Origin of the sequence: Pseudoduganella rhizocola, assembly GCF_045984285.3 — a bacterium.
GTDB lineage: Bacteria > Pseudomonadota > Gammaproteobacteria > Burkholderiales > Burkholderiaceae_D > Rugamonas.
In genome coordinates this window covers 1-12,399 of the sequence record NZ_JBJQIK030000022.1, presented here as the reverse complement: position 1 = coordinate 12,399, position 12,399 = coordinate 1, and the positions used below count along the sequence as shown (strand labels likewise).

The 12,399-nt window shown below is 63.9% G+C and carries 13 protein-coding genes; 9 read left to right on the top strand and 4 right to left on the bottom strand.

The window, feature by feature from the left end:
- The first annotated feature begins 154 nt into the window (after positions 1-154).
- From ACJRPG_RS24695 to ACJRPG_RS24685, 3 genes are all read left to right on the top strand, one after another.
- Positions 155-1,966, top strand: a complete 1,812-nt coding sequence (locus ACJRPG_RS24695) for a CHASE domain-containing protein (protein ID WP_408002768.1) — start codon at positions 155-157, stop codon at positions 1,964-1,966.
- 90 nt (positions 1,967-2,056) lie between these two features.
- Positions 2,057-2,611 (top strand): glycine-rich domain-containing protein, encoded by a 555-nt coding sequence (locus ACJRPG_RS24690; RefSeq protein ID WP_408002767.1) that lies wholly within the window; start codon positions 2,057-2,059, stop codon positions 2,609-2,611.
- Positions 2,612-2,841: 230 nt separating this feature from the next.
- Positions 2,842-3,756 carry a glycine-rich domain-containing protein gene (locus ACJRPG_RS24685; RefSeq protein ID WP_408002766.1) on the top strand — a complete coding sequence of 305 codons (915 nt, stop codon included), beginning with the start codon at positions 2,842-2,844 and terminating at the stop codon, positions 3,754-3,756.
- A gap of 73 nt (positions 3,757-3,829) precedes the next feature.
- On the opposite strand, the gene ACJRPG_RS24680 is transcribed toward ACJRPG_RS24685, so the two are convergent.
- Together ACJRPG_RS24680 and ACJRPG_RS24675 are read right to left on the bottom strand one after the other, a co-directional pair.
- On the bottom strand, positions 3,830-4,069 hold the full coding sequence (locus ACJRPG_RS24680; protein WP_408002765.1) for a hypothetical protein: 240 nt from the start codon (positions 4,067-4,069) through the stop codon (positions 3,830-3,832).
- A 102-nt stretch (positions 4,070-4,171) separates the two neighbouring features.
- Positions 4,172-5,065, bottom strand: a complete 894-nt coding sequence (locus ACJRPG_RS24675; RefSeq protein WP_408002764.1) for an SDR family oxidoreductase — start codon at positions 5,063-5,065, stop codon at positions 4,172-4,174.
- Between the two features lie 11 nt (positions 5,066-5,076).
- On the opposite strand from ACJRPG_RS24675, the gene ACJRPG_RS24670 reads away from it, so the two are divergent.
- The 4 genes from ACJRPG_RS24670 (at position 5,077) to ACJRPG_RS24655 (ending at position 8,506) form a co-directional block, all read left to right on the top strand.
- Positions 5,077-6,102, top strand: a complete 1,026-nt coding sequence (locus tag ACJRPG_RS24670) for a CDP-6-deoxy-delta-3,4-glucoseen reductase (protein WP_408002763.1) — start codon at positions 5,077-5,079, stop codon at positions 6,100-6,102.
- Between the two features lie 48 nt (positions 6,103-6,150).
- Complete coding sequence (locus ACJRPG_RS24665) at positions 6,151-7,395, top strand: MFS transporter (protein ID WP_408002762.1); 1,245 nt, start codon at positions 6,151-6,153, stop codon at positions 7,393-7,395.
- A 10-nt stretch (positions 7,396-7,405) separates the two neighbouring features.
- Positions 7,406-8,065 (top strand): DUF1345 domain-containing protein, encoded by a 660-nt coding sequence (locus tag ACJRPG_RS24660; RefSeq protein ID WP_408002761.1) that lies wholly within the window; start codon positions 7,406-7,408, stop codon positions 8,063-8,065.
- An 81-nt stretch (positions 8,066-8,146) separates the two neighbouring features.
- On the top strand, positions 8,147-8,506 hold the full coding sequence (locus ACJRPG_RS24655) for an HPF/RaiA family ribosome-associated protein (protein ID WP_408002760.1): 360 nt from the start codon (positions 8,147-8,149) through the stop codon (positions 8,504-8,506).
- An 18-nt stretch (positions 8,507-8,524) separates the two neighbouring features.
- On the opposite strand, the gene ACJRPG_RS24650 is transcribed toward ACJRPG_RS24655, so the two are convergent.
- Positions 8,525-9,304: a helical backbone metal receptor gene (locus ACJRPG_RS24650; protein WP_408002759.1), complete on the bottom strand. Its 780-nt coding sequence runs from the start codon at positions 9,302-9,304 to the stop codon at positions 8,525-8,527.
- 82 nt (positions 9,305-9,386) lie between these two features.
- Between ACJRPG_RS24650 and ACJRPG_RS24645 the strand changes: the two genes are divergently transcribed.
- The gene (locus tag ACJRPG_RS24645) at positions 9,387-10,364 is read left to right on the top strand and encodes a GGDEF domain-containing protein (protein ID WP_408002758.1); all 978 of its coding nucleotides are present in this window, start codon (positions 9,387-9,389) and stop codon (positions 10,362-10,364) included.
- Here ACJRPG_RS24645 and ACJRPG_RS24640 read toward each other — a convergent pair.
- On the bottom strand, positions 10,361-10,912 hold the full coding sequence (locus tag ACJRPG_RS24640) for a DUF5610 domain-containing protein (RefSeq protein ID WP_408002757.1): 552 nt from the start codon (positions 10,910-10,912) through the stop codon (positions 10,361-10,363). The two genes, ACJRPG_RS24645 and ACJRPG_RS24640, sit on opposite strands and share 4 nt — an antisense overlap.
- Before the next feature lie 35 nt (positions 10,913-10,947).
- On the opposite strand from ACJRPG_RS24640, the gene sbcB reads away from it, so the two are divergent.
- Positions 10,948-12,396, top strand: a complete 1,449-nt coding sequence (gene sbcB / locus ACJRPG_RS24635) for an exodeoxyribonuclease I (protein ID WP_408002756.1) — start codon at positions 10,948-10,950, stop codon at positions 12,394-12,396.
- Positions 12,397-12,399: the final 3 nt, after the last annotated feature.

Genomic DNA, 12,399 nt, shown 5'->3' with positions numbered 1-12,399 from the left:
CCATGGGGTCAGGCACCGCTGTCAGGGTCGTGTTGTTGATCTGGCGCAAAGCGGTAGCTGATTGCGCGCAAGGAACTTGACGGTAGGATATAGGCGTTTTTAAATTGCAATGATGTGAGTTCATTGCGGCCTGCCCGCTTTCATCATGCTATTGATGCGCCCACACCAGCTCGGCAAGCGACTTGCCGCCGCAGGCCGCCAGTTCTGGTGGAATGCCCTGCTGCTGTCGCTGGCCATTGGCGCGCTGTTTTATGCGCTGATGGCAAATTCCATCGAGAGCGAGGCGCGCGAACGCTTCCGCCACCAGGCACGCAACACGCAACACAGCATCGCGTCCGTGCTCAAAACCTATATCGAAGTGCTGCGCGGCGCCGCCAGCTATCTGCAGGCCGTGGACCATATCTCTGCCGATGGCTTCCACCGCTATGTGGAAGGGCTGAACCTGCCACGCAATTTCCCGGCTATCGATACCATCAATTTCGCAACCTTCGTCCGCGACAGCGAACGCGCCGCGCTGGAGCTGCATCTGCAGCAGGCGGCCGGCGAGCGCCCCGGCTATCCTCCGTTCCGCATCACGCCGCCAGGCAAGCGCCGCAGCTATACCGTGATTACGCTGATCGATCCGCTGGACGGCTTCCGCGACCGCGTGGGCCTGGATCTCGCCGCACGTCCCGCCGGCGCCGCTGCGCTCGATGCGGCGCGCGACAGCGGTGAAATGAGCAGCTCCGGCCGCCCCGTCGCCGTGCCCGGCTCGCCTTACCATGTGGGCATGCCGCTGCGCATGGCGGTCTACCGCAAGGGCATGCCCACGGCGACGGTGGCCCAGCGCCGCGCCGCCTACGTGGGCTCGGTCGGCATCGGTTTCAGCGTGCAACGACTGGTGCAGACGGCGCTGGATGAAACGCCGATGCAGGACATCCGCGTTACGCTATACGGCGGCCCGGATGACGGCAATGTCCAGCCACTGGGCCGCCTGCTGTACGATACGAAGGACGTCAATGTAGGCGCCGCGCCGAGTCCGGGCCACTTCGACATCCTGCTGCCCGTGAACTTCAACGGCAGCAACTGGCAGGCCCGTTTCAGCGCACCGAAGCAGGCGCTGTATTCGCGCTTCGATGCCTACCTGCCCTGGTTCGCGGCCCTGATGGGATTTGCCGCAACCATGCTGATCTATGCCCTGTTCCACGCCCTGTCTTCGGCCCGCAAGCGCGCGGTGAAGATGGCGCGCGCCATGACACGTGAACTGCGTGACAGCCAGGTCAAGCTGCAGCTGTCGCACCAGCGCCTGCGCCGTCTTGCTGCCCACGCGGAGCAGATCAAGGAAGAGGAACGCAAGCGCATCGCACGCGAGATCCACGATGACCTGGGCCAGAACCTGCTGGCTCTGCGCATCGAGGCGGATATCCTGGCGAACCGCACTGCCCTGCGCCATCCGCGCCTGCACGAACGCGCGCGGGCCACCGTGAAGCAGATCGATGAAACGATACGCAGCGTGCGCACCATCATCAACGACCTGCGCCCGACGGTGCTGGACCTGGGCCTGCACGCGGCCGTGGAATGGCAGATCGCGCAGTTCCGCCAGCGTACCGGCATTGCCTGCGAGCTGGTGGAGCACGGCGGCGATACCGGCATCGACGACCGCTGTGCCGTGGCGTTTTTCCGCGTGCTGCAGGAGTCGCTGAGCAATATCCAGCAGCATGCCCGCGCCAGCCTGGTGCGGGTGGAACTCACGCATATGCAGGGCACGCTGCGCATGTCGATTGCCGACAACGGCATCGGCCTGCACGACAGCAGCCGCAACAAGACCGGCTCTTTCGGACTGGTGGGTATCGAAGAGCGCATGAGCTTGCTGGGCGGCCAGTGCACCATTGCGGGCATGCCGCGCGGCGGCACCATCGTCACCGTGAGCGTGGCGGTGTCCCATCTGGCGCCCGTCCTCGCATTAGGAGAATTCGTAACGCGGTAGGAATTGCTGAAGGAAGCTTGAGGCAGATCAAAGCGTAACCTTGATGGTGGGCAAAAATAACTTCTCTCCCCCACCGAAAGGACCCCCAACATGAACACGCGCGATTTCGAAGCTATTGCCGCCCTCGACCTGGAGCCGGTCAAGGTCAAGCTGATGCACCAGGAGTCCGGCGAAGGCTGGTCGCTGGACCAGGTGAACGCTGTCGAGTTCGAGTACCGCCGTTTCCTTTATCTCATGAAACGCTTCCCTAACGAAGCGGCCGCACCGTTGCAGGATGTAGACACTTTCTGGCATTACCACATCCTCGACACCGTGAAATATGCAGCCGATTGCGAGGCGGTATTCGGCTACTTCCTGCATCACTTTCCCTACATCGGCCTGCGCGGCGAGGATGACCTGGCGGCGCACGCACGCGTGGGCGAGCGCATGAAAGAACTGTACGAAGATACCTTTGGCGAAGCCTATGCGCAGGGGCTGTCCGCCTATTCGGCGCGGGTTGCCGGCAGCGCCTACTCGGCACGCGTTACGGCCACGGCTTACTCGGCCCGTGTTACCGGCACCGCCTACTCGGCACGCATTGCGGACGCGCCGCCTCAACAGGCGCCGAACCTGTTCACCGAACGTCCGCGCCTGCAGTCAGCCTGACAATACCCATTGCCGGGCTGGCATGCCAGCCCGGCAATACGCGGGTTCAGCGAAAATAGCGCGCGACTTAAAAGCCGCTTGTAATCCTCAACAATGCGCTTATACTGAGTTTTCGTTGACCCAGCTCAACGCTTCGTTCCCCAGCTCCGAACGTCCCTGACACCCGACCTCTCCGGTCCACGCACGGTGTCTACCGCTAATTTCTGCTTACTCACAAAGGGATATGACTCATGATTTCGACTGAAAGCTTTCAAGCAATTGCCGACCTCGACCTGGAACCGATCAAAGTAAAACTGATGCACGAAGAATCCGGCGAAGGCTGGTCGCTGGACAAGGTCAACGCCGTGGAATTCGAATACCGCCGCTTCCTCTACCTGATGAAGACCTTCCCGAACGAACAGACCGCGCCGCTGATGGACGTGGACATCTTCTGGCATTACCACATCCTTGACACCATGAAGTACGCGGTGGATTGCGAGAAGGTGTTCGGCTATTTCCTGCACCACTTCCCTTACATCGGCCTGCGCGGCGAAGACGATGAAGAGGCGCACCAGCGTGTGGGCGACCGCATGAAGGAGCTGTATGAAGCGACCTTCGGCGAAGCCTACCTGCGCGCGCCTGCGGACACCGCCTACTCCGGCCGCGTTGCCGCAACCGCGTATTCCGGCCGCGCCCCGGAAGTGGCTTACTCCGGCCGTGTTGCCGATGCCATCGCCTACTCCGGCCGTGTGAGCGCGGAGGCCGCGAAAACCGCCTATTCGGGCCGCGTAGCAGACAAGGTGGCATATTCGGGCCGTGTCGCTGACAAGACCGCCTACTCCGGCCGCGTGAGCGCGGATGCCGCCAAGACTGCCTATTCCGGCCGCGTGGCTGACCAGGTAGCCTACTCAGGCCGTGTGAGCGCGGACGCCGCGAAAACCGCCTACTCCGGCCGCGTCGCCGACAAGGTGGCGTATTCGGGCCGCGTGAGCGCGGACGCCAATGGAGGCAGCGCGAAGGCCGCTTACTCGGGCCGCGTCGCCGACCAGACCGCCTATTCAGGCCGCGTCAGCGCCGAAACGGCGTACTCCGGCCGCGTGAGTGCTGAAACGGCGGCGCCTGCCGACGCCTTCTACACCGCCCGTCCCCGCCTCGCCGCCGCGTAAATCAGCGCAGCACAAATAAAACGGCCGGCGCCTGATCCTCCAGGCCCGGCCGTTTTTTCATGCTGGCGCAGGTTCAGTGCGCCATCAGATCCCGCAGTTCGCGGATGCTGAAATCGCTGATCTCATGCATGCGGATCAGGATCGTCGCGCCGATCGGCAACGTGTTGTGGCGGATCTTGCTGATCACAGGAGGCGCAACTTCCAGCGCGCGCGACAGGGCCGCGTCGTTCTTCAGCTGCAGTTTTTCGATAATCGCGTCCAGCACGCGATTGGGGTTATAGCTCGGCGAGGCCGTAATCTCTTTCAGGGACATGATCAAACTCTTGCAAATTGGACAAGGGAGTTACTGTTGCTCTGAACCGACAGTCCGGCAACCTTTGTGAGAATTTGATAGATTTTAACCCTATTTTTTGTGCTATGTAATTTTTCGCCTCATTTTCAGAAAGTCCACGACCGTCGGATAGCGCAGGCGCACACCCAGTTCGCCCTTGAGCCGTGCATTGCTGAGCCGGCGCGACTCCGACATAAATGACAGCAGGGCAGGCGTGACCACCTTCGCCAGTTCGGCGCGCGGCAGGCGCGGCGGCCGTGGCAGCCCTTCCGCATCGGCCACCGCATCGAAGTAGTCCCCCATCTTCATCTCGCTGTCATCGACGGCGTGGTAGACCCGCCCCGGCCGCCCGCGCCGCATGGCCTGCAGCACGATGGAGGCCAGGTCGTCGGCATGCACATGGTTGGTAAAAACGTCATCCTCCGCCAGCAAGGCCGGAGTGCCCTGCTCCAGGCGCTTGATGGGCAAGCGGCCGTCAGCATAAATGCCCGGCACCCGCAGGATGGACAGGCGCCCGCCTGTCCGCCGCGCCCAGCGCCGGAGTGAGCGCTCAGCCTCCACCCGCCGCAGCGCGCGGCCATTGTGGGGCGCCACGGGCCGCGACTCATCGATCCAGGCGCCGCCCGCATCGCCATAAACGCCGGTGGTGCTCACATAAACGACATTGGCGCGGTCGGGTAAAATGGCGGTCACATTGCGGGTACGGGGGTCGCTGAGGCCTTCGGCGGGCGGTGGCGCCAGGTAAAGCACCGTGTGCGCCAGCCCGGCCAGCCGGCGCAGGCTATGCGGCTGGTCCAGGTCCGCCACGATGGGAACGGCGCCGGCCGCGCGCAGCGCCGCGCAACGTTCCTGCTGGCTGGTGAGCGCGAACACGCGGTAGCGCGCGCGCAGCAGCGGCAGCAGGCGCATGCCCACGTCGCCGCAGCCGATAATCAGCAGGCGAGGCCTGCCCAGTTGCTGTATGTATTTGCTATTCATTCAAGGATTGTATGACGTTCCAGATTACCGTTCAGCCCAGCGGCCATCAATTCAGCTGCGACGACGACGAAACCGTTCTCTCGGCAGCCATGCGTGCAGGCATTGGCCTGCCATACGGCTGCAAGAACGGCGCCTGCAGTTCCTGCAAAGGCAAAGTGGTTTCCGGTTCCATCACCCACCGCCCGCACCAGCGCCGCGCGCTGACCGAGGAAGAAGAAGCGGCGGGCATGTCCCTGTTCTGCTGCGCGGTGCCGCAATCCGACCTGGTGCTGCAGGCACGCGAGGTGGCGGGCAGCGGCGACTTCCCGGTCAAGAAAATGCCTTCGCGCGTATCGACGATGGAAAAGATGGCGCCGGACGTAATGGTGATCTCGCTGCAGCTGCCGGCCAACGAAACGCTGGAATACCGCGCCGGGCAGTACATTGAATTCCTGCTGCGCGACGGCAAGCGCCGCAGCTACAGCATGGCCAGCGCGCCGGGCGCCGGTCCGGTCACGCTGCATATCCGCCATATGCCGGGCGGCCTGTTCACCGACCAGGTGTTCGGCGCCATGAAGGAACGCGACATCCTGCGCTTCGAAGGCCCGCTGGGCACCTTCTTCGTGCGCGAGGATTCGGACAAGCCGATGGTGCTGCTGGCCTCCGGCACCGGCTTCGCGCCGATCAAGGCCATTGTGGAACAGATGAAGGCCAGCGACTCGAAGCGGCAGATGGTGCTGTACTGGGGCGGCCGCCGCCCGCAGGACCTGTATATGGATGCGCTGTGCCGCCAGTGGGCCGAAGAGATGCCTAACTTCCGCTACGTGCCCGTGGTGTCGGACGCGCAAGCGGAAGACAGCTGGAACGGCCGCACCGGCTATGTGCACCGTGCGGTGGTGGAAGACCTGCCGGACATGTCCGGCTACCAGGTCTACGCCTGCGGCGCACCGATCGTGGTGGAATCCGCCAGGCGCGAATTCGTCCAGCAATGCAAGCTGCCCGAAGACGAATTCTATGCCGACGCCTTTACCACCGAAGCCGACCTGGCCCAACCCTGACCTGCTCCACGCTGCGCCGCCGTGGGGCGCGCGCAGCGCCCCACATCTATGTCATCCAACGGATTCAGCGTTCTTCGTCACCGTAACTTCTCCTTCTACCTGACCGCCCGCATTTTCGGCACGCTGGCCGTGCAGATGCAGAACGTCGCCATCGGCTGGCAGGTGTATGCGAGCACGCATAACCTGTTCTACCTCGGCATGATCGGCCTGGCGCAGTTCGCGCCTTTCCTGCTGCTGATTCTTCCCGCCGGCCACGTGGCGGACCAGTTCAACCGCAAATACATCATCACCATGTGCCTCGGCATGCAGCTGGTGGTCGGCCTGATGCTGCTCGCCTTCACGGCGGCCGGCCTGACCGTGGTGTGGCCGGTGTTCGCGGTGCTGGTGCTGTTCGGCAGTGCGCGCGCCTTCATGGGGCCTGCCACGCAGGCCATCCTGGTCAACCTGGTGCCGCAGGAGGACTTCAGCAAGGCCGTGGCCCTCAGCAGCTCCGCTTTCCATGTGGCCGTGATCCTCGGCCCCACGCTGGGCGGCCTGCTCTACATCTACGGCCCCACCGCCGTGTACACGGTAGCCTCGGTGCTGCTGCTGGTTTCCGTGGTGCTGATGTCGATGACGAAGGCGCCTGCGCAGTCGGCCAAGCGCGAACCGGCCACCTGGCACAGCGTGCTGGAAGGCCTGCGCTTCGTGTTCTCGCGCCCCATTGTGCTGGGCGCCATTTCGCTCGACCTGTTCGCCGTGCTGTTCGGCGGCGCCACGGCGCTGCTGCCCGCGCTGGCGCATGATGTGCTGCATGTCGGCCCCACCGGCCTTGGCCTGCTGCGCACCGCGCCGGGCACCGGCGCGGCCCTGTGCTCGATTGCGCTGGCCTTCATGCCGATCACGCGCCGCGTGGGCCTGTGGATGTTCGGCGGCGTGGCCGTGTTCGGGCTGGGCACCATTGTGCTGGGCGCCACCAGCACCTTCATCGTTGCGCTGGTCGCCCTGCTGCTGATGGGCGCGGGCGACATGATCTCGGTCTACGTGCGCCACCTGCTGGTGCAGTACGAGACGCCGGACGCGATTCGCGGCCGCGTGAGCGCCGTGAACTCGGTGTTCATCGGCGCATCCAACGAACTGGGTGAATTCGAGTCCGGCGTGACCGCGGGCTGGTTCGGCCTCACGCGCGCCGTCATCTTCGGCGGCGTGGCCACGCTGTTTGTCACGGGCCTGTGGATCAAGCTGTTCCCGGTGCTGTCGCGCATGGACCGTTTCCCGCACCAGGAACAGGAAAAAACTGCTCAGCAGGCGTAAGATAGGACGCATGGGCGTCCTCATCCATCGATCGCTGCGCAACCGGCCTCACCTGCTGGCCGCCATCGCCACCGGCGTAGTCACGGCGGCACTGCTGCCTCCGGGCTGGTCGCAGCTCAACCGCCTGCTGACCGCCTGGGATGCGGCAGTGTGGATCTACCTCGTCACCATGATCTGGACCATGGCGCGCGCAGACCACCAGCGCATCCGCGCCATCGCTGCCCAGCAGGACGAGAACTGGGCCGTGATCCTGATAGTGCTGTGCCTCGCCGCCTGTGCCAGCCTGGCTGCCATCGGCAGTGAACTGGCCGTGATCAAGGCCATGCCGGCGGCGCAGCGCGGCCTGCACTACCTCTTTGTGTCCACCACGCTGGTGGGCTCGTGGCTGCTGCTCGGCATGCTGTTCTGCTTCCACTATGCGCACCTCTACTACAACGCCGCCGCGCACCACCGGCCGCTGCGCTTCCCTGACCGCGAATCGCATCCTGACTACTGGGACTTTCTCTACTTCTCCTTCACCATCTCGGTAGCGGCGCAAACGTCGGACGTGACGGTATGCTCTTCCGCGCTGCGCAAGCTGGTGCTGGCCCAGTCGGTACTCAGCTTCTTCTTCAACCTGATCATCCTCGGCATGTCGGTGAACATTGCGGCGGGCCTGATCAACAGCTGAGAAATGTGCTGTAGCTAACGGGCAGCATCCCCGTAAATAGCGTAAGATGAACCGGACTTGATGAACAAACAGGAGACACCTATGCAAATCCATGTGAACACCGATAAGACTATTGAACAGCATGCCGGTCTCGATGAGCACGTCAATCAGGTCGTGACCACCGCACTGGACCGTTTCGGCGAACACATCAACCGCGTGGATGTCCACGTCAGCAATGACCTTGCACAGAAAGGTGCGGACGGCGCCAACCGCTGCATGATGGAAGCGCGCCTCAATGGCTACCAGCCGATTGCCGTGACCGACCATTCGGCCACGCTGCACCAGGCCATCAATGGCGCGGCGGACAAGCTCAAACGCGCCATCGACAGCGCCATCGGCCGCCTGAACGATAAGGATAAACGCAACGCGCGTGCAGCCGACTTTATCGAAGCGGAAGAATAAGGCCTTGCTGCTGGCGGCTCACGCGGCCGCCAGTCCGCGCAGGTAGCGTATCCCCTGCAGCGCGCGGCTGCCATACCAGGACATCATTTCCCCATCCACCAGCTGCACCGGCTTGCCCAGCTGCCGTTCCAGCGCGTCCGCGTGCGCTTCCGTGAAGCGGTAAGGCTCTGAGGACAGCAGCACCTGGTCAAGCTGCGACAGCAGCGCTTCGTTCCATTCGAATCGGGGATAACGCGCATCGCCCAGTTGCGGAACCGACCAGCCAATTTCCGCCAGCATGCGGGCGATATAGGTGTCGCGCGAGATGGACATCCACGGATCCTGCCAGATGCAGTAGAGCACGCGCTGCGGCCTGCCTTTAGGCGCCGCGCGCAGGGCCGCCAGTTCGGCCTCGAATTCCGCACACCAGGCATCGGCCCGCGCCTGGGCGCAGAAAATGCCGCCCATGAGCTGGGCCAGCGCAATATTGTCCTGCGGCGCCAGCGGATGCGTGACCACGATATTGGGCACGAACGCCGCCAGCTTGTCCACCGTCGGCTTTTCATTCTCGTCGATATTGACCACGAGGTGAGTAGGCGCAAGCTTGCGGATTTTTTCGATGTTCACGTCCTTGGTGCCGCCCACCTTGGGAATGGTGCGCACCACTTCTTCCGGATGAATGCAGAAACCGGTGCGCCCCACCAGCTGTGGGGCAAGGCCCAGCTCGCACAGCAGTTCGGTAATCGACGGTACGAGGGAGACGATGCGCGCGTCCGGCGCCGCCGGGTGTTGTTGGCCGAGAGAATCGATGAAGGTCATGGCCGCCATTGAACCACACTCAGCAGTGAGTGCGCTATGATGTTGCGTACCGGCATTGCCCGGTGCGTCTGGACTTGATAACGTGAAACTTCTTAGCACTTTCGCTGCCTCCCCTTACCGCACTGCGGATATCGATCTCTTCCGCGATGCAGAGGAGGCCAAGGTCGCCGCGCTGCTGGCGGCCTGCCCGGTCATGCATGCCGCGGCTGGCGAAACGGTCTCGGATGCCCAGCGTGCCCGCCTCCATATCGTATTGCGCGGCGCGCTGTCCGTCACGAGCGACACGCGCACCGGCCTGAGCGACGGTTCGGTGAGCAAGGTGCTGCCGGGCGAAAGCGTGGGCGAACAGTCGGTGCTGGACGACCAGGCCGGCCTGCAGACCGTGACGGCGCTGGTGGAAAGCGAAGTGCTGCTGGTGGAGGCGGACCTGGTGTGGCGCCTGATCGATGAAAGCAATGGCGTGGCGCGCAACCTGCTGCGCCTGCTGTCCTTCCGCATCCGCGCCGCCAATGCGCAGTTGCGGCGGCGCCAGAAACTGGGCGAGTTCTACCGTCAGCTGTCCATGGTGGACGGGCTCACCGGACTGCAGAACCGCGCCTGGCTGAACGATGTGCTGCCCAGCCTGGTGACGGCGGCGCATGAATCGCAGCGGCCCTTCTCGCTGATCATGATCGACATCGACCACTTCAAGCGCTTCAACGACACGCACGGCCACGTGCAAGGCGACCAGGCGCTGCGCATGGCCGCCCATGTGCTGAGCGGTGCGCTGCGTCCCAGCGATTTCGCGGTGCGCTACGGCGGTGAGGAAATGATGGTGCTGCTGCCGGAGACGGCGGAGACGGTGGCTTCCGGCGTGGCCCAGCGCCTGTGCGAGCGCATGCGGCAGGCCGTGGTGTTCGAGGATATGCGGCTGCCGCTGCCGCATATGACGGCATCCTTCGGCGTGGCCTGCCTGCGGCCCGGCCAGGACGAACGGGCGCTGATTGCGGCGGCGGATGCGGCGCTCTACCGCGCCAAGGAAGGCGGGCGCGACCGGGTCGCGCTCGATGGCCAGGCTTAAGCGCCTCCTTCCGGCTGCCCGGCAGGCTTGCTGAAGGAGGCGGTGAAGTCCTCCAGTCCCTTCATCACCAGCTCATAGGTCTTGTCGATATTGGCGGCGATATCGCCATCCAGCACCTTCAGGCCTTGCAGGATGTCGCGCGCCTCCTTGAAGCCTTTTTCGATACCGCCCTTGATGGTATCCATGAACTTGCCCAGCGCCTCGTCTTCCTCCATGCCGGGATTCTGCTTCTTGAAGGCATCGAAGAAGCCGGTGGCCAGCGACACGATGCGGCCGGCGGTGGCTTCGGGCGAATTATCCTGGGCCGACACGGTCTGCAGCGCGTTCTCGCCCAGCTCCGCCTTCAGCGCCTCGTTGATGCTGGTAATGGCCGATTTATAGAGCAGCGCCTGCGGGTCGTTCTGGGAACCGATGGAGATGGATGCCGTCGTCTGCATGATCGACGCATTCAGCTGCATCTTGGCGCGGGTGGCCGGAGAAACTGCCGCATCGGTACTGACGTTGCCCGCCAGCGTACTTTTTGCATTGAGGGAAACAGGATTTGCCACGATAATTCTCCTTATGGAAACGCCACTGCACACACATGAGTAACCACACCTTCCTCTGGCACGACTACGAAACCTTCGGCGCCGTACCGCGCCGCGACCGTCCAGCCCAGTTCGCCGCGATCCGCACCGATGCGGAACTGAACGAGATCGGCGAGCCGGTCATGGTGTTCTGCCAGCCTGCCAACGACTTCCTGCCGGATCCCGTTGCCTGCCTGATTACGGGTATTACGCCTCAACAGTGCCTGGCGCAGGGCGTTCCTGAGCACAAGTTCGCTGCCATCATCGAGCAGGCCTTTTCACAGCCGGGCACGATAGGCGTCGGTTACAACACGATCCGCTTCGACGACGAAGTGACGCGTTTCCTCTTCTGGCGCAACCTTATCGACCCGTACGCACGCGAATGGCAGAACCAGTGCGGACGCTGGGATCTGCTTGACGTGGTAAGGATGACCTACGCGCTCCGTCCGGAGGGAATCGTGTGGCCTACCAACGATAACGGCAAGCCAAGCTTCAAACTTGAGCACTTATCGGCGGCGAATGGGCTGGTGCACGAAGCGGCGCACGATGCGCTGTCCGACGTGCGGGCCACGATTGCGCTGGCGCGGCTGATCCGCGAGCGCCAGCCCAAGCTGTTCGACTTCTGCCTTGCGCTGCACAAGAAGGACCGCGTGGCCGAGGAAATCGGCATGCACCTGGCGCCGGCGCTGCGCCAGCCCTTCCTGCACGTATCGGGCATGTTCCCGGCCGAGCGCGGCTGCCTGGGCCTGGTGTGGCCGCTGGGCAACCACCCGACCAACAAGAACGAGCTCATCGTGTGGGACTGCAGCCACGACCCGGCCGAGCTGTTTGGGCTGGATGCCGAAACCATCCGCATGCGCCTGTTCACCCGGGCGGAGGCGCTGCCGGAAGGCGTGACGCGGCTGCCGATCAAGAGCATCCACATCAACAAATCGCCGATGCTGGTGTCGAACCTGAAAACGCTGCGGCCCGAGATGGCCGAGCGCTGGGGCCTGGACCTGGAGCAGGCCCGCCGCCACGCGCAGGCAGCGGCGGCCGGTCCCGACATGGCGGCGATCTGGGAAGAAGTGTTCTACCGTCCGCCGGGCGAACCGGCCGACGTGGACGAAGACCTGTATGGCGGCTTCATCAGCAACACCGACCGCCGCCTGCTGGACGGCTTGCGGCGCGAACCGCCGGCCAAGCTGGCCACGATGGCGCCCCACTTCCAGGATGACCGCCTGCAGGAGCTGCTGTTCCGCTACCGCGCGCGCAACTTCCCGGACACGCTGAGCGAACAGGAATACGAACACTGGGAACAGCACCGCGCGGCGCGCTTCTTCGAAGGCGCAGGCGGCGCGCGCACGCTGGACCAGCTGCTGGGCGAGCTCGACATCCTCGCCGAAACCGCCGACGAGCGCGGCCAGGACATCCTCAGCGCCCTCTCCGACTACGCCGAATCCATCATCCCCGCCACCTACGGCTGAGTG

Coding starts and splice junctions, on each gene's coding strand:
- ACJRPG_RS24695 (WP_408002768.1), top strand. CDS start 155: ATGCGCCCACACCAGCTCGGCAAGCGACTTGCCGCCGCAGGCCGCCAG.
- ACJRPG_RS24690 (WP_408002767.1), top strand. CDS start 2,057: ATGAACACGCGCGATTTCGAAGCTATTGCCGCCCTCGACCTGGAGCCG.
- ACJRPG_RS24685 (WP_408002766.1), top strand. CDS start 2,842: ATGATTTCGACTGAAAGCTTTCAAGCAATTGCCGACCTCGACCTGGAA.
- ACJRPG_RS24680 (WP_408002765.1), bottom strand. CDS start 4,069: ATGTCCCTGAAAGAGATTACGGCCTCGCCGAGCTATAACCCCAATCGC.
- ACJRPG_RS24675 (WP_408002764.1), bottom strand. CDS start 5,065: ATGAATAGCAAATACATACAGCAACTGGGCAGGCCTCGCCTGCTGATT.
- ACJRPG_RS24670 (WP_408002763.1), top strand. CDS start 5,077: ATGACGTTCCAGATTACCGTTCAGCCCAGCGGCCATCAATTCAGCTGC.
- ACJRPG_RS24665 (WP_408002762.1), top strand. CDS start 6,151: ATGTCATCCAACGGATTCAGCGTTCTTCGTCACCGTAACTTCTCCTTC.
- ACJRPG_RS24660 (WP_408002761.1), top strand. CDS start 7,406: ATGGGCGTCCTCATCCATCGATCGCTGCGCAACCGGCCTCACCTGCTG.
- ACJRPG_RS24655 (WP_408002760.1), top strand. CDS start 8,147: ATGCAAATCCATGTGAACACCGATAAGACTATTGAACAGCATGCCGGT.
- ACJRPG_RS24650 (WP_408002759.1), bottom strand. CDS start 9,304: ATGACCTTCATCGATTCTCTCGGCCAACAACACCCGGCGGCGCCGGAC.
- sbcB (WP_408002756.1), top strand. CDS start 10,948: ATGAGTAACCACACCTTCCTCTGGCACGACTACGAAACCTTCGGCGCC.